The sequence below is a fragment of the Carnobacterium pleistocenium FTR1 genome, from assembly GCF_000744285.1.
Taxonomy (GTDB): domain Bacteria; phylum Bacillota; class Bacilli; order Lactobacillales; family Carnobacteriaceae; genus Carnobacterium_B; species Carnobacterium_B pleistocenium.
Map to the genome: position 1 here is coordinate 175,410 of NZ_JQLQ01000002.1, position 19,321 is coordinate 194,730.

General features: G+C 35.8%; 17 protein-coding genes. 11 read left to right on the top strand and 6 right to left on the bottom strand.

The genetic code is table 11. From position 1 onward, the window contains the following. Positions 1-209 precede the first annotated feature (209 nt). The gene (locus BP17_RS01000; RefSeq protein ID WP_084676216.1) at positions 210-761 is read left to right on the top strand and encodes a YtxH domain-containing protein; all 552 of its coding nucleotides are present in this window, start codon (positions 210-212) and stop codon (positions 759-761) included. An 83-nt stretch (positions 762-844) separates the two neighbouring features. On the opposite strand, the gene BP17_RS01005 is transcribed toward BP17_RS01000, so the two are convergent. The 3 genes from BP17_RS01005 to BP17_RS01015 form a co-directional block, all read right to left on the bottom strand. Next, on the bottom strand, positions 845-1,756 hold the full coding sequence (locus BP17_RS01005) for an NADP-dependent oxidoreductase (RefSeq protein WP_035051036.1): 912 nt from the start codon (positions 1,754-1,756) through the stop codon (positions 845-847). 153 nt (positions 1,757-1,909) lie between these two features. Next, on the bottom strand, positions 1,910-3,391 hold the full coding sequence (locus tag BP17_RS01010) for an aldehyde dehydrogenase family protein (protein ID WP_035051037.1): 1,482 nt from the start codon (positions 3,389-3,391) through the stop codon (positions 1,910-1,912). Positions 3,392-3,599: 208 nt separating this feature from the next. Beyond that, positions 3,600-4,097, bottom strand: a complete 498-nt coding sequence (locus BP17_RS01015) for a GNAT family N-acetyltransferase (RefSeq protein ID WP_035051038.1) — start codon at positions 4,095-4,097, stop codon at positions 3,600-3,602. A gap of 330 nt (positions 4,098-4,427) precedes the next feature. On the opposite strand from BP17_RS01015, the gene relB reads away from it, so the two are divergent. Both relB and BP17_RS01025 read left to right on the top strand, forming a co-directional pair. Further along, a complete protein-coding gene (relB, locus tag BP17_RS01020) occupies positions 4,428-4,649 on the top strand; it encodes a type II toxin-antitoxin system RelB family antitoxin (protein ID WP_035051039.1) in 222 nt (73 codons plus the stop codon). Between the two features lie 140 nt (positions 4,650-4,789). After that, positions 4,790-5,623 carry a histidinol-phosphatase HisJ family protein gene (locus BP17_RS01025; RefSeq protein ID WP_035051040.1) on the top strand — a complete coding sequence of 278 codons (834 nt, stop codon included), beginning with the start codon at positions 4,790-4,792 and terminating at the stop codon, positions 5,621-5,623. Between the two features lie 297 nt (positions 5,624-5,920). Here the strand turns inward: BP17_RS01025 and BP17_RS01030 are convergent, their stop codons facing one another. Continuing rightward, positions 5,921-6,628, bottom strand: a complete 708-nt coding sequence (locus BP17_RS01030) for a GntR family transcriptional regulator (protein ID WP_035051041.1) — start codon at positions 6,626-6,628, stop codon at positions 5,921-5,923. 157 nt (positions 6,629-6,785) lie between these two features. Between BP17_RS01030 and BP17_RS01035 the strand changes: the two genes are divergently transcribed. Beyond that, the gene (locus BP17_RS01035; protein WP_035051043.1) at positions 6,786-8,657 is read left to right on the top strand and encodes a beta-glucoside-specific PTS transporter subunit IIABC; all 1,872 of its coding nucleotides are present in this window, start codon (positions 6,786-6,788) and stop codon (positions 8,655-8,657) included. A gap of 26 nt (positions 8,658-8,683) precedes the next feature. Then, positions 8,684-10,144, top strand: a complete 1,461-nt coding sequence (locus BP17_RS01040) for a 6-phospho-beta-glucosidase (RefSeq protein ID WP_035051044.1) — start codon at positions 8,684-8,686, stop codon at positions 10,142-10,144. A gap of 265 nt (positions 10,145-10,409) precedes the next feature. Here the strand turns inward: BP17_RS01040 and glpK are convergent, their stop codons facing one another. Together glpK and dhaS are read right to left on the bottom strand one after the other, a co-directional pair. Continuing rightward, complete coding sequence (gene glpK, locus BP17_RS01045) at positions 10,410-11,915, bottom strand: glycerol kinase GlpK (protein ID WP_035051045.1); 1,506 nt, start codon at positions 11,913-11,915, stop codon at positions 10,410-10,412. Positions 11,916-12,001: 86 nt separating this feature from the next. After that, complete coding sequence (gene dhaS, locus BP17_RS13000) at positions 12,002-12,544, bottom strand: dihydroxyacetone kinase transcriptional activator DhaS (RefSeq protein ID WP_051910401.1); 543 nt, start codon at positions 12,542-12,544, stop codon at positions 12,002-12,004. Positions 12,545-12,773: 229 nt separating this feature from the next. Between dhaS and BP17_RS01055 the strand changes: the two genes are divergently transcribed. The 6 genes from BP17_RS01055 to nrdE all read left to right on the top strand — a co-directional run bounded on the left by BP17_RS01055 (position 12,774) and on the right by nrdE (position 19,312). Further along, positions 12,774-13,913: a glycerol dehydrogenase gene (locus tag BP17_RS01055; RefSeq protein WP_035051046.1), complete on the top strand. Its 1,140-nt coding sequence runs from the start codon at positions 12,774-12,776 to the stop codon at positions 13,911-13,913. Positions 13,914-13,950: 37 nt separating this feature from the next. Continuing rightward, positions 13,951-14,940: a dihydroxyacetone kinase subunit DhaK gene (gene dhaK / locus BP17_RS01060; protein ID WP_035051047.1), complete on the top strand. Its 990-nt coding sequence runs from the start codon at positions 13,951-13,953 to the stop codon at positions 14,938-14,940. Positions 14,941-14,986: 46 nt separating this feature from the next. Next, on the top strand, positions 14,987-15,571 hold the full coding sequence (gene dhaL / locus BP17_RS01065) for a dihydroxyacetone kinase subunit DhaL (protein ID WP_035051048.1): 585 nt from the start codon (positions 14,987-14,989) through the stop codon (positions 15,569-15,571). Then, complete coding sequence (gene dhaM, locus BP17_RS01070; RefSeq protein ID WP_035051049.1) at positions 15,568-15,942, top strand: dihydroxyacetone kinase phosphoryl donor subunit DhaM; 375 nt, start codon at positions 15,568-15,570, stop codon at positions 15,940-15,942. The genes dhaL and dhaM overlap by 4 nt, the downstream gene beginning before the upstream one ends. Positions 15,943-16,625: 683 nt before the next feature. After that, a complete protein-coding gene (nrdI, locus tag BP17_RS01075; protein WP_035051051.1) occupies positions 16,626-17,084 on the top strand; it encodes a class Ib ribonucleoside-diphosphate reductase assembly flavoprotein NrdI in 459 nt (152 codons plus the stop codon). A gap of 29 nt (positions 17,085-17,113) precedes the next feature. Next, the gene (gene nrdE, locus BP17_RS01080) at positions 17,114-19,312 is read left to right on the top strand and encodes a class 1b ribonucleoside-diphosphate reductase subunit alpha (protein WP_035051052.1); all 2,199 of its coding nucleotides are present in this window, start codon (positions 17,114-17,116) and stop codon (positions 19,310-19,312) included. Positions 19,313-19,321 lie beyond the last annotated feature (9 nt).

The following is a 19,321-nucleotide window of genomic DNA, read 5'->3' on the forward strand; positions in this document are numbered from 1 at the left end:
AAAAGTAGGTTTAATTTTACAACATAAATTTAACACAGATAGCTAGTAACAAATAATGTTAAAAGATAGTAGAATATGAAATTTTCTTTCATTTATAATGCGTTTTGTTTTGGACAATGCCTTTTGTGTTATATGATGTTTACAAAGATATCCGTAACATAGGTAGAGAAAAAAATAAGGAAATAAAAATTGAAAGGAGCACGAATAAAATGAAAGTATCAAAATTAATCAATATGAGTAAAGATCATGCACAAGATGCGTTTGATACGGCTAAGGATTATCTTCCATCACCACATGATCTAGCTAAATCAAAGAAAGAGACAAATAAGAAGTTTGCTATGGGTGTCGCGAAAGCAATGCCAGAAAACGTAAAACGAATGGAACTAGCTAAACTAATTATTTTACCCGTAGCAGGTGTTTTAGCTGGATTATTGCTTGCACCTAAATCTGGGAAAGAATTACGGACGGACATAAAGGACAAATTCACAGATGTAAAAGAGACTAGTATGGAAAAAGGGCAAGAGTTGAAAGAAAAAGGTACAGAAAAGGTTCAAGACTTGAAAGAGAGCCACAATAAATCAGGTATAGAACATAAGACTCCTCGTTCCGACGAATCAGAATCTATACATGGAAATGTTCATGGTACACCAGCGGAACCAACCGGAAATCAAACGATCCCGGCTGATAAATTGGATGAAACGTTAGATGATTTAGGCTATGGTTCTGAAAAAGAATTGCTAGAAGAAGAAAAAAATAATTAAATTAACTAAAGTAAACACCCCTTTCTGTCATGTAATGATGACAAAAAGGGGTGCTTTTTTTCGAGAATCGCTATAAAAGTTTATTAATTTACTTTGACTACGAGTTTTCCTCTTGTATGGCCGGCTTCAATCTGCTCATGTGCTTTTCGAAGATCTTCTTCTGTGAAGGCATAGGTTTGAGTAACTATTGGCTTAATAGCTCCATAAGCTAATAGTTCGGTTAATTCTTTCAAACGTTCGCCAGTAGGAGACATACTGAAATGTGTGCCAGTGATACCTAAAGAATTAGCTTTTTTTTGGTCTGGTTCTTGAACTAAAGAAATCAAGCGACCGCCTTTTTTAAGTACAGAAAAACTCTTTTCTTGCGTTTCTCCTCCAATTAAATCGAGAACTAAGTCGAAATCAGTTAGTACTTGTTCAAAATCTTCATTTTTATAATCAATAAAACGATCTACACCTAAAGCAATCAAAAATTCTCTGTTTTTTTCACTTGCAGTTGCGGCTACATAGGCATTGAAGTGTTTGGCAATCTGAATCGCTAATGAACCCACTCCACCTGCGCCTGCATGGATCAATACTTTGTCTCCAGCTTGCAAATGTCCTTGCTCCACTAAAGATTCCCAGGCAGTTTGGCCGATTAGAGGAATAGAAGCAGCTTCTTCAAACGAAAGATTGTCAGGAATTTTTACTGTTACTTCAGCTCGAGCTTTTGTAAATTCAGCATAAGTTCTAGCAGCATTTGCAAAAACACGGTCACCAATTTTTAAATCGGTTACATTTGCGCCGACCTCACTAATGATTCCTGCAACATCCCCGCCAAGAACAAGAGGTAAGTTGCCACCCATTTTCCCGCTACGTCTTTTCCAATCTATAGCATTAATGGAAAAGGCACGGACTTCAATCAATACTTGATGCTCTTTGATCGAAGGTTTAGGCATATCCACCTCTTTTAATTGCTCGGCTGAACCAAATTCTTCAATTACAATTGCTTTCATATAAAAACTCCTCTCTGGCTATGGATAAGTTACTGTAACTGTAGCACTACAAAAGATTGTCCGCAACTAATCAAACCGTTACTGTTTAAACAAAATAAAACACTTAAAGATCTCGTCAATCGGAATCTTTAAGTGTTTTGAGTTATTTATTAATTAATACATTCCTTGACGACCTTCATTTAAATTCAAATAAATATTTTTGGTTTGTGTATAAGCGTTGAGAATCATTTTATGCGTCTCACGGCCAATACCTGAATTTTTGTAACCACCAAATGGTGCTCCAGCTTCAAAATTAGCATAGGTATTTACCCATACACGTCCAGTACGAATTCCGCGAGCTACTTTAAAGGCCGTATTTAAGTTAGACGTCCAAACGCCACCTGCTAATCCATATTCATTATCATTGGCCATGGCAATAACATCATCGGCATCTTTAAATTTAATGACTGCGCCGACTGGTCCAAAGATTTCTTCTTGTGCTACTCGCATATCATTCGTTACTTCAAGTAGCGTAGGTTTGTAGAATGCTCCATGTGACAAATCACCCTCATCATAGCGGCTTCCTCCAGTAATCACTTTGGCGCCTTCTTCTTTCCCGATAGCGACATAATCTTCAATGGTTTGGATTTGTTTTTCGTTCACCTGAGCACCCATCATTGTCTGTTCTTCCCAAGGCATGCCTACTTTTACTTTAGCAAATTCCTCTTTCAACCGTTCCATGAATTCATCATAGACGGACTCTTGAACAAAAATACGAGAACCAGCAGAGCAGACCTGCCCTTGGTTGAAAAGAATGCCTAATTGCACGCCTTCAAGTGCTTGATCCATATCCATATCATCAAAGAAGATGTTAGCTGATTTGCCGCCTAATTCCAAAGTAGCAGGGATAAGATTTTCTGCTGCTGAGATACCGATTTGACGTCCTACCTCAGTTGAACCGGTAAAGGCCAGTTTATCTAAGCCTTTGTGGTGTTGCAAATATTCTCCAGTTCCAGAACCGCTTCCGGTAATGATGTTTATCACTCCTGGTGGTAAGACCTCTTTAAAGATTTTCCCGAGCTCTAACACACTTAGAGAAGTAGTAGAGGAGGGTTTAAAGACAGATGTATCTCCTGCTGCAATCACTGGGGCTAGTTTCCAAGCCGCCATTAGGAAAGGAAAGTTCCAAGGAACAATTTGACCGACAACTCCAAGTGGTTCACGGATAATAAGCGACATAGTATTATCGTTGATCATTTTGACAGTATCTTCTTCACTACGGATAACCCCAGCAAAATAACGGAAATGATCAATGGCTAGAGGAATATCTGCCCCAGCGGTTTCCCGAATCGGTTTTCCATTATCCAAGGTTTCTATCATAGCAAAACGATCAGCATCTGCCTCAATACGATCGGCAATTTCAAGGAGCAATGCGGAACGTTCTTTAACCGAAGTGTGAGACCACGTTTTAAATGCTTCCTGAGCTGCTGTAACTGCAGCGTCAACATCCTCGTTAGTGGCATTTACAATATCTGCCAGCGCTTTTCCATTAGATGGATTATAGGCAGTGATTTTTTTGTCTCCCGTACCAGAAGTCCATTCTCCATTAATCAAAAGTTGATAGTGTGAATCTAACTGTACATCTGTTAGTGTCATTGCGGTCTTCCTTCCATGAAGCATATTTTTAAGTAGAATCTTTTATCAGTATAACATAAAGCGCTTACTTTATAGAGTTTTTAATTTTTGAGTTCAATAAAGATACTAGTCCTCTCTAATGAAATTAGAAAAGACTAGTAGAAAACTCTTTATTTTGAACTTGTTCTACTAATCTATCATTTCTTCAATTTATTTTTTTGGATACATCTTAGGTAGAAAGGGGATAACGGAAAACATAATCATCCATAACATAACCGTCTCCGATATCAACTAATTGTTCCTTTAGTAAAATAAAGCCGAATTTTTTATAAGCAGCGATACTAGCGTGATTATTTTTATTGACGGTTAAAACAATAGCGCGTTTTTTATCTTTTTGAGCGATAGCTTTTAATTGATTGATAAGAAAATATCCAGTACCTTTGCCGCGTTCATCTTCTTTTAAATATAACTTACTGAGAAAGAGTTCATCATGCATTAATTCATACCCAATATACCCAGTAAGTAGCTGATTTGATTCGATTAAATTGTATATTTTCCCTTGCTTCAAGTCATTTAAAATAGCTTCTTCAGACTGTAAGTTGGTGAGCATATAATGAACTTGTTGGGCTCCGATAATAGAAGTATAATGCTCAGTCCATATTTCTTTTGCTAATTGGACGACTAGTTGAACATCTTCTAATGTTGTAACGGGTTTAAGTTTGATCATAGCTATTCCCTCCTGGATACATTAAAAAGGACTACAAATTAGATCTGTATCCTTTAGCAATGTTGTTTAAACTTATTTTATGATGATTGTAAAACTAAGCTAAGTGACTAGAAAAGCCATTCATAATACACTCAAAAATGTATTGCCAACCAAAGAAGAAAAGAATGATTATGAATAACCTGGACTCATCTTAACACCGAAGAGTTAATAATAGAATCTTATATACACTAAATAATTTTTATTTCGATAAGCTATCGTATCTGGAAAATTGCAATCTTTCCTGTGATTGTATTACGATGTATGTAAGAAAACAAGGAAGGGTTGAGTCTAATGACTGTTTTAGCGCTAAGAATTGATGCTCAAGAAGAACAATTAATTAAAGAATATGCAAAAGCTAATAATATCTCAGGTTCAGCTTTATTTAGAAATGCTGTTCTTGAAAAAATCGAAGATGAAATTGATTTGGGCTTATACAATCAAGCTATGACTAAGCACAAAGAAGATACTCAAAGTATTTCTTTTGAAAATATGCTACAAGATCTAGCTGATTGAATGAACTCAAACTGGCAAATAGCACAAAAAATTAGGAATTATCGCTTAATAGTTGATAATAATGACGATCATAGTTAATCTGAAAAGAGATGCTGTTGTTTTCTGATAGGAAAAAATTGATAAGATGAGGGAGTTTTTTGATGATTTATGCAGATTATCATGTCCATAGTGATTACAGTGATGATTCCTGGTATTTAATGGAAGATGTCGTAAAAGATGCTATTCAGTTGGGACTAGAAGAAATTTGTTTTACAGATCATGTTGATTATGGAGTTAAACCTGATTGGAAATCAGATGAAAAATTTCAAGTGGGGATGAATAAAGAAGTAAAAAATGTTCACTACGATTTTTATTTTTCAGAGTTAAACAAACTTTCTAAGAAATATGAAGAAAAGATAAAAGTGAAAAAAGGTCTAGAATTTGGTATGCAAGTTCACACCATTCCTCAATTTGAAAAACTCTTTCAGTCTCATGATTTTGACTTTATTTTATTGTCTGTGCATCAAATTGAGAATAAAGAATTTTGGACAGGCGAATTTCAAAAAGGACACACTCAGCTAGAAAGTTATGATAGATATTATGATGAGATGTATCACTTAATTACTGCGTATAAAGATTATAGCGTCTTGGCACATATGGATTTAGTGAGACGTTACTTAGATAAAGAAGTAGACAGGTTTGAGTATAATAAAGATAAAATAGAGAGGATACTAAAAAAAGTTATAGAAGACAATAAAGGAATAGAAGTAAACACATCCTCTGTTCGTTATGAAATTAATGGTTTAACGCCTTCTATAGAAATTTTAAAATTGTATCATGAACTGGGAGGTACTATTATTACGATTGGTAGTGATAGTCATAAGCCCAAACATTTAGGCTTCCACATCGAAGAATCAAAAAAACTGTTAAAAGGTATTGGGTATACACATTTTTGCACTTTTGATAAAATGAAACCTATTTTCCACGAATTGTAAAACCAGAAAGCTAATCTCTTATCAGTCTAACAAATATTCCTTACACACACCACATTACCTGAAATTTAGTTAAATCATTTGTCATAATCAAATAAGACAGCTAGTACTTGCTAATAGAGTACTAGCTGTCTTATTTAGTTAATGCCATATTCATTTCAATGTTTAGCACTAACGAATGAAAAACAAAATACACTGCCGTAAGCTGAAAGATGTAATTCGACAATGGTGGTGCACATTCGTTTTTATGGAATTATTTCTAGCCAATTTAACCTCTAGTTAAAAAAAATTTTTGAAATACTATTTTGAAGTACTTCCTTGAAGGAAAAATTGTGAATGTTCATAATTGTAAATGGTTTTAGAAAAATCAAAAGGTTCGCCAGTATTCAAATAAAATAATTCTTCTACGAATAAGGCTGGTGATTTATTAGGAAGTTGCAATTGAGCGGCTAATTCGGTATTGATTTTTCCAACTTTTAAATACTTATCAGAAAAACCAATATTAATATTTAACGCAGTTTGCAAGTATTCAAAAATAGAATCATTTGCGATCTCTTTATTCAGATAAGGGACAATTTCTTTTTTGTAAAATGATTCTTCAACACATAACGTTTGCCCGTTAACGTAGCGGATTCTTTTTACTCGATATACTTCATCGGTAGATAAGCAGTTTAAATTATTCATGATCTCTTCATTTGGATAAATGATTTCTAAGTTTAAAACAGTGGAAGTCAAATGGAATTCTTCTAAGTCACGTGTGAAACCTTGATTTTCCATAAAACTAATGTAGCCTTTTCTTTTTCTTTGTCTAACAAAAATCCCACTTCCTTGAACTTGAAAAATAATACCCCGATTTTCTAAAATAGCTAAAGATTTTATAATAGTACTCTTACTTACTTGATAATGAGTAATTAATTCTCCCAAACTAGGTAATCGACTTCCTTGTTCTAAATTTTCAAGATGGATTTTTTCTTCGATTTTTAAAGCTATTTCTTGGTATTTAAGCATAGTTATCTCCACATCTTTTCATAGTTATATTTCTAGTATAACTTATAATATGTATCTGTGCACATTTTTTTTGTTCGTGTGTTGACAAATTGTACATATACAATTACAATGTTAGGGTACAAGGTCGCAATCGAAGACATAACTAAGGAGTGGGAATATGACAAGCAAAGTAAGAGATTATGAAAAACTCTCAAAAGAAATATTGAAAGCGGTTAACGGGAAAGAGAATATTGCTGGGGTAACTAGATGTGCTACACGGTTGCGCCTTGTATTAAAGCAAACTCCACAAGATGCTAAAGCTACTATTTCAGAAATGCCCGGTGTAATTACAGTAGTAGAAAATAGTGGTCAATTTCAAATAGTTATTGGTACACACGTTGGGGATGTATATGATGAGTTTGCTGAACTTGTCGGTATAGACGAAGCCGAAGTTGTCGAAGCTCCCAAAACAAGTATTCTAAATCGAATTATTGCAACTATGTCAGCCGTATTCGCACCCTTTATTTATATCTTAGCCGCTGCAGGTATTCTACAAGGTATGCTCATATTAGTAAATTTAGCTTTTCCAAGTTTTGCTGCTACAGGAACTGCGCAAGTTTTTAGTTTTATTTCTTGGGCACCATTTACCTTTTTACCAATTTTTATAGCGATTACTGCATCAAAGCATTTTAAATCAAATATGTATATAGCAGTAGCTTGTTGTGCCGCATTGGTATCACCTACATGGGCAGAATTAGCATCTCAAATTGCTAGTGGGACACCAATTTCATTTTTAACCATTCCTTTATCTCAAACAATTTACACGTCTTCTGTTTTACCGCCACTTCTTCTAGTTTGGTTTTTATCTTATTTCGAACGATTTATTGAAAAAAGAATACCAGAAGTCATTAAGCCATTATTGGTTCCATTATTAAGTTTAGTCATTATGGTTCCGTTAACAATTATTTTAATTGGACCTGCTTCATCTCTAGCAGCACAAACTATTGCAAATGGTTATAATTTCCTTGCTGAGTATGCTCCTCCGTTGGCTGGTTTAATCATTGGTGGATTTTGGCAAGTGTTAGTTATTTTCGGAGTCCACTGGGGAATTACTCCCGTAGTTTTAGAAAACTTTAATATCTACGGCCGAGATTCTTTTCAAGCTTTTCAAACAATTGCTGTAATTTCACAAGTTGGTGCTGTATTAGGTGTATTTTTGAAAACGAAAAATAAAGAATTAAAAGGAATTTCCTTATCTGCATTTGTTACAGGGATTTTTGGAATTACTGAACCAGCTATTTATGGTGTTACTCTACGTTTCAAAAAACCGTTTATATACGGATGTATTTCTGGAGCAGTTGGAGGAGTTGTAGCAAGTTTCTTTAACCCTTATTACTATGCTTACGCAGGTTTGCCTGGATTACTAACCATTGTTAATGGAATTAGTTCTGAAAATCCAAGTTCATTTATTGGAATCGTTATTGGTTCTTTGATCGGTATTATTGGACCAATCATTTTGATTCAAATTTTTGGATTTGGTGAAAAGAGTAAAAGTGATGAATTAAAAGAAAGTAATCCAGTTTCTAAACTATTAAACTCTGAAGTTTTTAGCCCACTTAAAGGAAAAATTATGCCATTATCTGAAGTTTCAGATGAAGTATTTGCTTCTGGAGCAATGGGAAAAGGCGTAGCCATTGAACCAACAGATAATAAAGTCTATGCTCCTTTTGACGGTACTGTTGAAGTATTGGTAGATTCAAAACATGCTATTGGTTTGAGATCCGATGATGGAATAGAGTTGTTGATCCATGTTGGTTTAGATACGGTGAAAATGAACGGTCAAAACTTTGATTATGCAGTAAAATCAAATCAAAAGGTGAAAAAGGGTGATCTATTGCTCACATTTGACATGGATGCTATTAGAGATGAAGGATTTTCATTAGTTACTATGGTCGTCATTACCAACTCTAATGAGTATGAGAATATTTCAATAGCAACAAATCCAGACTCAATTAGTAATGAACCAATTCTAGCATTGTATAATGCTTAAAATAGAAACTTAGGAGGAAATAATACATGAAAAAAGATTTTTTATGGGGCGGCGCTTTGGCAGCCCATCAGTTTGAAGGCGGATGGAATGAAGGTGGGAAAGGTCCTGACGTCATTGATGTTATGACAGCAGGAGCCCATGGCGTAGCTAGAGAAATCACAGAAACGATCGATCCTAATAAATATTATCCTAACCATGAAGCGATTGATTTTTACCATCGCTATAAAGAAGATATAGCTTTATTTGCAGAAATGGGACTGAAGTGTTTAAGGACGTCTATCTCTTGGACCAGAATTTTCCCAAATGGAGATGAAGAAATACCCAATGAAGAAGGTTTGAAATTTTATGATGCTGTATTTGATGAATTATTAGCTCATGGTATCGAACCAGTTATCACATTGTCTCATTTTGAAATGCCTTTACATCTTGCAAAAGAATACGGTGGATTTAGAAGTAGAAAAGTGGTTGATTACTTTGCTAAATTTTCAGAAGTTTGTTTTGAGCGTTATCAAGATAAAGTGAAATATTGGATGACATTCAATGAAATCAATAACCAAATGGATACAAATAATCCTATTTTTCTGTGGACTAACTCTGGAGTAACAGTAGCACCAGGTGAGAATCCAAAGGAAATCATGTATCAAGTAGCACATCATGAATTATTAGCAAGTGCTAAAGCCGTGATCATTGGGAAGAAAATCAATCCAGATTTTGAAATTGGTTGTATGATATCACATGTTCCTATTTATCCTTTCTCATGTAATCCAAAAGATGTTATGGCTGCAGAAGAAGCTATGCACCAACGCTTCTTTTTCTCAGACGTTCACGTTAGAGGATATTACCCAAGTTATGCTCTAAAAGAATTTGAACGTGAAGGGTATACGATAGGGATTGAAGAAGGCGATTTAGATATCCTTAAAAAAGGGACCGTAGATTATGTTGGATTCAGTTACTACATGTCAACAGTTGTTAAGACGGATGTAGTGAATGATAATCTAGGTAACGTAGTCAATGGAGGATTATCGAATGCGGTAATCAACCCTTATATTGAAACCAGTGATTGGGGTTGGGCTATTGATCCAGAGGGATTACGCTATACGATGAATCGTCTGTATGACCGTTATCAATTGCCCCTATTTATCGTTGAAAATGGTTTTGGGGCTATCGATAAACTAGAAGATGATAACCAAATTCATGATCCAGAAAGAATAGAGTACCTGACTAAACATATTGAAGCAATGCAAAAAGCAGTAGACTACGATGGTGTGGATTTAATGGGTTATACTCCTTGGGGAATTATCGATTTAGTTTCCTTTACTACTGGAGAAATGAAAAAAAGATACGGCATGATTTATGTCGATCGAGATAACGAAGGAAATGGGTCACTAAATCGTTATAAAAAAGATTCATTCGAATGGTACAACAAGGTCATAGCGTCAAATGGAACAGATTTATCTTGGGAAAAACCAAAAAACTTGATAAAATAAAACTGATCATTTAAAGTGCCCCACATACTAGAAAAGTATGTGGGCCTTTTTGTATTAATGATTTTAAAAAAAATAGGGTAAATCTAATAAAAGCAGCTTCCTGTAATAAACAGGAAGCTGCTTTTATTGTTTCATAATTTATTTTTAATGTCCTTAACACAGTGTCCATTTTATTTAATACTGAGCATCTTTTGTCTATTTTTCAACATTCATAAATGCATTTATTAATAGCGCCTTATATTTTATTCTAATTCTTACACAATGATTAGTTATGTAGCAATTTAGCATAATAACGAATCGCTTCGATAGCGCTATGCCAAGCATGCAGCTTATCTTGCCGCTCATTAATAGTCATATGGGGTTCAAATTGTTCATCCGCAGACACTAAAGCGGTTAGCTCATCTTGATTGCGCCAATAATCAACCGCTAATCCAGCGAGGTATGCAGCCCCTAGTCCGGTTGTCTCTAAACGTTCAATACGTTTAACAGTTTTCCCAAGAATATCTGCTTGAAATTGGATTAACAGATTATTTTGTGCGGCTCCGCCATCGACATGAAGAATATCTACGTCGATACCAGTATCTAATTCCATTAATTCGATGATGTCACTGACTTGATAAGCAAGGGACTCTAAAGTTGCTCGAACAACTTCCCGATGGCTTGTAGATTCATCAATTCCTAGAATAGCTCCTCTTACGCTTGAATCCCAATAGGGCGAACCAATTCCTCGAAAGGCAGGTACAACATAAACGCCCGAATTCGTCGCTGCTTCAAGGGCCAATAACTCTGAATCATCCATCGATTCAAATAAGTTTAAGCCGTCTTTTAACCATTCAATTGCACTACCTGAAATAAGAGCCGAACCTTCAAGAGCGTAGGTTATTTTGTTATCAAATGAGTATCCGATTGTAGTGAGTAATTTGTGTTCAGATAGTTTTGGTTCAGAACCGGTATTCATCACGATAAAGGTTCCTTGACCATAAGTGCTTTTTACTTGTCCAGATCGAAAAGCTAATTGACCAAATAACGCGGCCTGTTGGTTTCCGGCAACGCCAGCAATTGGAATGTTTGCTCCATCAAACAAATCTAAATCGGTTGTTCCATAAAGATGAGAGCTTGGGTAAACTTTAGGTAGCATGCTCTCAGGGATGTTAAATAGATTAAGTAACTGTTGATCCCATTCCAGCGTATGGATATTGAACAACATTGTTCGTGAAGCATTTGTATGATCGGTGCAGTGCAACTTGCCATTGGTCAGATTCCAAATGAGCCAACTATCAACTGTACCAAAGGCTAACTCTCCGCGATCTGCTCTTTCTTGTGCACCAGGATGGTGATCTAGGATCCAACGAATTTTACTAGCAGAAAAATAAGGACTCAAAACTAAACCGGTCTTTTCGTGGATAGAGGCTTCGACGTTTTCTTGTTTAAGCTGATTAACAATAGCTAATGATTGATTGGAACTCCAGACAATTGCATTGTAGATAGGCTGACCAGTTTTACGATCCCACACAATAGTTGTTTCGCGTTGATTTGTAATGCCCAGTGCTTTGATCTGATTGAATGAGACCCCGGAATGTTTGATAACTTTAAGAAAGACATCACGGACGGACTGCCAAATAGCGTTTGGATCTTGTTCGACCCAGCCGGACTGTGGGATCTTCTGTTCAAAAGTTTGAGCTGCTGTGCTTATGTAATTTCCTTGACGATCAATAATAATTGCGCGTGTTGTGGTTGTCCCTTGGTCAATTGCTAAAATATATTCTGCCATAAGTAATTATCCCCTTAAATGGATTGCATAGTAAACAGTCATTTTCATGCTGTTGAAAATTGTCGTTAACCAAAAATCGTTTACAACTAAAATTTGTAGTGGATCACTTGAATAAGCAACTCATGATAGCTTTTACTATCCGGCTCACAGTCTTCAAGTACCCAACGATAGAGCATCTCAGATAAGCCGTAAGCGTAAAAATCAGTCGTCGCTTCCATGAAAGTTTGGTTATTTTCAGTAGTAACGTGCGATTGAAAATAATCATCCGAGAGGTTTTGGATACCGTGTTTGATATAATACCTAAAATAATCTTTAAAGGAATCCAGTTTGATATTTGAGAATATCTTTTTGTAATATTTTTGATTCTCTTCAAGGTATTCCAATAATAGGAACAAGACTTCTTCCCATTTTTCCCAATTCATAATCAATTGAATCAATTCAGAAACTTCATGAGAAAAAATCCAAGTGATTAGATCGTATTTGTCATCAAAATGGTCATAAAAAGTCTGTCGACGATAATCAGTTTGATCCATGATATCCGTTATCGATATCTTATCAACAACTTTTTCACTGGACAGACGTTTGAGAGAATAAGAAATAATCTCTTTCGTTGTATTTTGTTGGTTCATTTTTTGTGACCCCTTCGACAACCTATTAACTACTACATTCATTTACTTTTCATTATACTTCATACTCAAAAGTAAATGAAGCGGACAAAGAGAATCTTTTGTCTGTTGAAATGATAGCGCTTCCCGATTAAGATTTGTTTAGTCCTAAAGAGAGCCAATTATCATTTAATCAAGTTGTTTGATAAATCATTTGATAAATCAAATTTTTTAAAAAATAGGAGGAATAGAAATGAGAAAAGCATTTATTAGTCCAACAAAGTATGTCCAAGGAGAAAACGAGTTATTGAATTTAGGTTTTTATGTTAAATCCTTTGGTGAATCCGCTTTAATTATCGGAAATCCAGGCGATATTGAACGAGTCCAAGATAAATTGGATAAAACAGCAGAACGTTTTGGCATAACCTTACATCTTGCAGATTTTGGTGGAGAAGCAACACGCGAAGAAGTAAATCGTCTTAAAAAACTAGCGAAAGAAAAAGGAACGGATATCATCGTTGGATTAGGTGGCGGGAAAGCAATTGATACATCTAAAACAGTCGCCAATGGTCATAATTTGATTGTCTGCCCTACAATTGCAGCTACAGATGCTCCAACTAGCCATTCCGCAGTATTATACACAAAAGATCATCAATTCGATGAATACGCTTACTTCATACAAAGTCCTAGCGTAGTCTTAATGGATACTACAGTCATTGCTCAAGCACCAACTCGCTTCTTGATCTCTGGCATGGGAGATGCAATGGCTACTTTTTATGAAGCGCGTGCAACACGTCGTTCAAATTCAAATGTAAACGCTGGCTTACCTAATGGATTCCATACAGGAGATACCGCACCTGCTAAAGGGACAATTGCATCCATTACATTAGCTAGAGTTTGTTATGAAACAGTGATTGAGAATGGCTACAATGCAAAAATTGCTTGTGACAACAACATTGTGACGCCAGCATTAGAAAATATCATTGAAGCAAATACATTATTATCTGGTCTTGGATTTGAATCAGGTGGACTAGCTGCAGCACATGCCATTTATAATGGTTTAACAGTTTTAGAAGGTCCTCACAATTACTTCCATGGGGAACAAGTAGCATTTACAACATTTGTCCAACTAATTCTTGAGAACGCACCCAATGATGAAGTTGAAGCATTATTAGACTTTAATTTATCTGTTGGTTTACCAGTATCGTTAGCAGATTTAGACGTAGCAGAAGTGAAGTATGAAGAAATCCTTAAAGTAGCCGAAAAAGCATGCATTCCTGAAGAATCTATTCATGCAATGCCCTTTGAAGTAACACCTGAAAGTGTTGCTCAAGCCATCATTGCAGCTGACGCAATCGGCAGAGACTACAAGAAACGTAAGTCAGTAAAATAAACTAGTTTTTAAATTATAGATCAAAGGATGGGAACTGATGAAAAAAATTGTAAATGATCCGAGTAATATAGTTGATGAAATGCTACAAGGCATGATCATAGGCCATTCTGAATTGATCCAAAGAATTCCAGAGACGGGTATTATCCAACGTAAATCGGCAAAATCAGGGAAAGTAGCTATTATTTCTGGAGGTGGAAGTGGACATGAACCTGCTCATGCAGGATTTGTTGGTGAAGGGATGTTGTCCGCTGCTGTCTGCGGAGCAGTATTTACTTCTCCAACGCCAGATCAAATTTTAGAGGCCATTAAAGTAGCCAATGAGGGTGCCGGCGTATTCATGGTAATCAAAAATTACTCTGGAGATATCATGAATTTCGAAATGGCTCAAGAATTGGCTGAAATGGAAGGAATAGAAGTTGCAAGTGTTGTCGTAGATGATGACATTGCTGTTGAAGATAGTCTATATACGCAAGGCAAACGCGGCGTAGCCGGAACGATTCTCGTTCACAAAATAGTGGGCTATGCAGCTCAGCAAGGAAAGTCAATCACAGAAATCAAAGAATTAGCTGACAACTTAATTCCGAATATCAAATCCATCGGACTCGCACTGACTGGCGTAACTACACCAGGAAGCACTCAGCCAAGTTTTGTTTTAGCTGATGATGAAATTGAATACGGAGTAGGAATACACGGCGAACCTGGCTATCGTAGGGAAAAATTACAAACCTCTCACAACCTGGCAAATGAGTTATTGACGAAATTAGTCAACGAATTTGATGTGAAAGCAACAGACCGGTTTGCGGTAATCGTTAACGGACTAGGTGGAACACCCTTAATGGAACAATATGTCTTTACAAATGATGTTCAACAGCTTATGGATGAACGTAAATTGTCAGTTGACTATTACAAAATAGGCAACTACATGACATCACTTGAAATGCAAGGGTTATCATTAACTTTACTTTATTTAGAAAATGATTTTTATATTGAAGCGTTAAACGCACCAGTTACAACTATAAGCTGGTAAGTGTGTAGACAGATTATAGGCTATATGAAAGGGGTCTAAACCCATTATGGATATACAAACAGGTATTCGTTGGATGAGATTATTTGACGAGAAGATTCAACAAGAAAAGGACTATCTTACGCAGCTAGACACACCAATTGGGGATAGCGATCATGGCAATAATATGTCACGAGGCATGTCTCATGTTGTCGAAGCAATTGAGGCACAATCTCCGGAGTCACTCGAAGAACTTCTAAAATTAGTTACGACTACTTTATTAAGTAAAGTTGGGGGTGCATCAGGTCCACTATATGGTTCAGCTTTTATGGGTATGCTGAAAACTTATCAAGCAGATGGATCATCATGGAGCAAAGTGCTGCAAGGTGGATTAGAGAGTATCCAAAAACGAGGAAAAGCCGAAGTTGGCGATAAGACAATGCTCGATGTTTGGGAACCTGTTGTTCAGGCAATGGAAAAAAATCAATTAACGAATGAAGTTATTGATGAAGCCGTTGAAGCAACGAAACCATTAAAGGCTAAAAAAGGACGTGCTTCGTACGTTGGTGATCGCTCCATTGGACATATTGATCCAGGCGCTTATTCTTCTGCTTTACTATTTCATACGATGCTAGAAGCGGAGGCTGGACAATGACAACAACTGGAATTATTATTGTCTCTCACGTATACGAAATTGCAAAAGGAATCAACCGATTAATTCAAGAAGTTGCTAGTGACGTTGATATTAAAGTGATTGGAGGGCTATCCGAAACTGAAATTGGGACAAGTTTTGATAGTATTCTTGAAGCTATCAATAAACATCCCTCAGACAATTTACTTGCCTTTTATGATTTGGGTAGCGCCAAAATGAATTTGGATATGGCTAAGGAGCTTAGTGATAAAACTATCACTATCTACGATGTACCAGTAGTTGAAGGAGCTTATACCGCAGCAGCACTCTTACAAGCGGGTGTAACTCAAGATATGGTTGAACAGCAATTAAACGAACTACACATTGATAAGTAAAAATAAAAGACTCAAAATCAAATAGTGTGGATGCTTCAAGATAAAATTCCTTCTGGAATGTACGGATTTGCTTGTGTAGCCAGGGTACCGCTGTAAGCCTTGGTCTTACAGACTTTCAAGCTTCAAACAAACCGTAATCGCGCTAGAGCGCCAACGCTTTGTAATTCACATTGAATCCAATTCACGGCTACAAGCAACCCTATTCCTCCAGTAATTTTGGGCAACTCATTTAATATTCATCCATCCAAATAAAATAGAGTATAGAAACCATAAGTGTGGAATCTATGCTCTGTTTTTTTTGTTTTTGCTTAGAATTCAGTTGTTTGGAGCTATCCATTAATTGGCAACTTCTAATTTTGACTAGTTTAGTTTGACAAAATAAATGTTGATAAATTAATTAAATGACTCAGCCAAATTTTTTGGCCACAGGCTATTGATTGCTGCTCAAACTTTTTTATGTGTGAATTTATTTCAGTTAACAGTCTCGACAAGTAAGTTAATAAAGAGTGATGTATTTGATGATTTAGTGTAAATGAACAAAAGGAACTATTTTTAATTTTTATTAAAAATCAGTTGCTTAATCTATATGTTGTGTTATATTTATTTGGCGAACACAATATATGGTATTTTCATGTTAACGAAAGACATAGAGCTATAAATTAATATGTAAAAGGAGTTTTTATATGGCAAAAAAAATAAAGATTATTTATATCAGTTTAAGTGGGAATACGAAAAATTTTGTCGAGCGTTTAAGTGAACACATAGAAGCCACTAATGACATAGTTGTAGAGTCACTGAATGTTAAAGATCTAAAAGGAACGACTTTTTCGGTCACTGAACCTTTTGTAAGTTTCTTACCATCTTATCTAAACGGTGGAAATGGAATCGAGACAGGAGATAAGGAAGTCTTGACAACCAGATTAGGAGACTTTATAGCATCTAACGATAACTTCAAATTCTGTTATGGCATTATCGGAAGTGGCAATCGCAATTTTGGCAACCAATTCTGCCTAAGTGCTAAACAATACACAGAAAGATTTGATTTCCCACTAATCGATGTTTTTGAAATACGTGGAACACACTCAGATGTAAAACGAATTGCTAACTTGATTGTTCAACGTCAAGAAGAGTTTCTCAAATAATGTTAGAAAAAATCAAGGAGTGAAAAAATTTGCTAAATCAAAAAAAACCTAATTACAGTGCCAAAACTTATTTTTACTTAAATAATCTTGTTAATATCCCAGTTAATGGCGAAATTCCTTTACAAAGAGATCAAGAGGCGTTAAAAGCGTATTTTGAAGAGGAGATCATTCCCAATACCTTAACCTTTCCTTCGTTAGAAGAAAAGTTGGCATTCTTGGTAGATAACAACTACATTGACGTAGAAGTCCTAAACCTTTATAAGCAAGCTGATGGAGATATATATGATTTTATTTTTATTAAAAAAATATTCAAACAAATCTATGCTGCTAACTTTAAATTTAAAAGTTTTATGGGTGCTTATAAATTTTACACACAATATGGATTGAAAACGAATGATCAATCGAAGTATTTGGAACGATTTGAAGATCGGATTGCTTTTAATGCATTATATCTAGGTAACGGGGATCGAACGTTAGCTGTTCAGCTTGCTGAAGAACTGATCTCGCAACGCTACCAACCTGCAACACCTACTTTTTTAAATGCCGGAAAGAAAAAACGGGGCGAAATGATTTCTTGTTTCTTGATTGATATTGCTGATTCTATGCTTTCGATTGGGCGAGGCGTTAACTCTGCTTTACAACTTTCTCGCATTGGTGGTGGAGTGGGAGTTAATTTATCCAATCTTCGAGCTGCTGGTGATCCAATTAAAGAAATCGCAAATGCTTCCTCCGGAGTGCTTCCAGTGATGAAACTATTAGAAGACTCATTCAGCTATAGCAACCAACTTGGGCAACGTAATGGTGCCGGAGTAGTTTATCTAAATGTTTTCCATCCAGATATCTTAGATTTCTTATCGACTAAGAAAGAAAATGCGGATGAGAAGATACGGGTTAAAACACTCTCTCTTGGATTAGTTGTTCCTGATAAATATTATGAATTAATAAAAACAAATGAACCGATGTACCTATTTAGCCCTTACAGTGTTGAAAAGGAGTATGGTATTCCATTCTCGTACATAGACTTGTCTGCTGAATATGACAACATGGTTGCAAATGACACTATTAAAAAAACGCAAATCAACGCTCGTGAATTAGAGCAAGAGATTTCACGTTTGCAACAAGAATCTGGCTATCCATATATTCTAAATATCGATACTGCTAATAACACAAATCCTGTTGATGGAAAAATTATTATGAGTAACTTGTGTTCAGAGATTCTTCAACCGCAAGAACCATCAAAAATTAATGCAGACTTATCTTATGATCAAACAGGTACAGATATTAGCTGTAACTTAGGCTCAAGCAATATTATGAACATGTTGCAATCTCCTGATTTTGCCAAATCAGTTCATTTAGCCATTCGTGCACTAACAACTGTCACAGATTCAAGCAAGGTTCTAGAAGTGCCGACTGTTATCAAAGGCAATTCAATGTACCATACAATTGGTTTAGGGGCTATGGGGTTGCATACCGCTTTAGCTATTCATCAGATTGAATATGGTTCAAAAGAATCGATTGAATTTACTGAAGCGTACTTCTTGGCTTTAAATTATCATTCCTTGGCAGCAAGTAATGAAATAGCTCAAGAACGTAGAGAAACTTTTGTTGGATTTGAAAAGTCTAAATATGCTGATGGATCTTATTTCGATTCTTATTTAGCAAGTGAATTTACCATAGCAAATGAAAAAGTGAAGAACCTCTTTGCTAACGTCCATTTGCCAAGCATAGCAGATTGGAAAGAACTAAAAGAAAAAATATACGAGCATGGGTTATACCACCGTAACCGTTTAGCTGTTGCGCCTAATGGTTCTATTTCATATGTAAATGAAACGAGTGCGTCTTTACATCCAATTACTCAACTTGTTGAGAATCGACAAGAGAAAAAAGTAGGCTCTATTTTCTATCCAGCACCGTTCCTTTCAAATGAAACACTTAAATATTATAAATCAGCTTATGACTTCGATCAGCGTAAAATTATTGATATTTATGCTGCTGCTCAAAAGCATATCGACCAAGGGATGAGCTTGACTTTATTTATGCGCTCAAAACTTCCTGAAGGTTTATATGAATGGAAAACGGGAGCTTCTTTGAATCTAACCACTAGAGACTTGAGTCGTCTAAGAAATTATGCTTGGACAAAAGGAATAAAATCGCTCTACTACATCAGAACGTATACCGAAGATGACGAATTTTCAATGGCAAATACGTGTGAATCATGCATGATTTAATAGGAGGAA

Coding starts and splice junctions, on each gene's coding strand:
- BP17_RS01005 (WP_035051036.1), bottom strand. CDS start 1,756: ATGAAAGCAATTGTAATTGAAGAATTTGGTTCAGCCGAGCAATTAAAA.
- BP17_RS01030 (WP_035051041.1), bottom strand. CDS start 6,628: ATGCTTAAATACCAAGAAATAGCTTTAAAAATCGAAGAAAAAATCCAT.
- dhaS (WP_051910401.1), bottom strand. CDS start 12,544: ATGAACCAACAAAATACAACGAAAGAGATTATTTCTTATTCTCTCAAA.
- BP17_RS01035 (WP_035051043.1), top strand. CDS start 6,786: ATGACAAGCAAAGTAAGAGATTATGAAAAACTCTCAAAAGAAATATTG.
- BP17_RS01040 (WP_035051044.1), top strand. CDS start 8,684: ATGAAAAAAGATTTTTTATGGGGCGGCGCTTTGGCAGCCCATCAGTTT.
- nrdI (WP_035051051.1), top strand. CDS start 16,626: ATGGCAAAAAAAATAAAGATTATTTATATCAGTTTAAGTGGGAATACG.
- BP17_RS01015 (WP_035051038.1), bottom strand. CDS start 4,097: ATGATCAAACTTAAACCCGTTACAACATTAGAAGATGTTCAACTAGTC.
- BP17_RS01010 (WP_035051037.1), bottom strand. CDS start 3,391: ATGACACTAACAGATGTACAGTTAGATTCACACTATCAACTTTTGATT.
- BP17_RS01025 (WP_035051040.1), top strand. CDS start 4,790: ATGATTTATGCAGATTATCATGTCCATAGTGATTACAGTGATGATTCC.
- dhaL (WP_035051048.1), top strand. CDS start 14,987: ATGGATATACAAACAGGTATTCGTTGGATGAGATTATTTGACGAGAAG.
- dhaM (WP_035051049.1), top strand. CDS start 15,568: ATGACAACAACTGGAATTATTATTGTCTCTCACGTATACGAAATTGCA.
- BP17_RS01055 (WP_035051046.1), top strand. CDS start 12,774: ATGAGAAAAGCATTTATTAGTCCAACAAAGTATGTCCAAGGAGAAAAC.
- BP17_RS01000 (WP_084676216.1), top strand. CDS start 210: ATGAAAGTATCAAAATTAATCAATATGAGTAAAGATCATGCACAAGAT.
- dhaK (WP_035051047.1), top strand. CDS start 13,951: ATGAAAAAAATTGTAAATGATCCGAGTAATATAGTTGATGAAATGCTA.
- glpK (WP_035051045.1), bottom strand. CDS start 11,915: ATGGCAGAATATATTTTAGCAATTGACCAAGGGACAACCACAACACGC.
- relB (WP_035051039.1), top strand. CDS start 4,428: ATGACTGTTTTAGCGCTAAGAATTGATGCTCAAGAAGAACAATTAATT.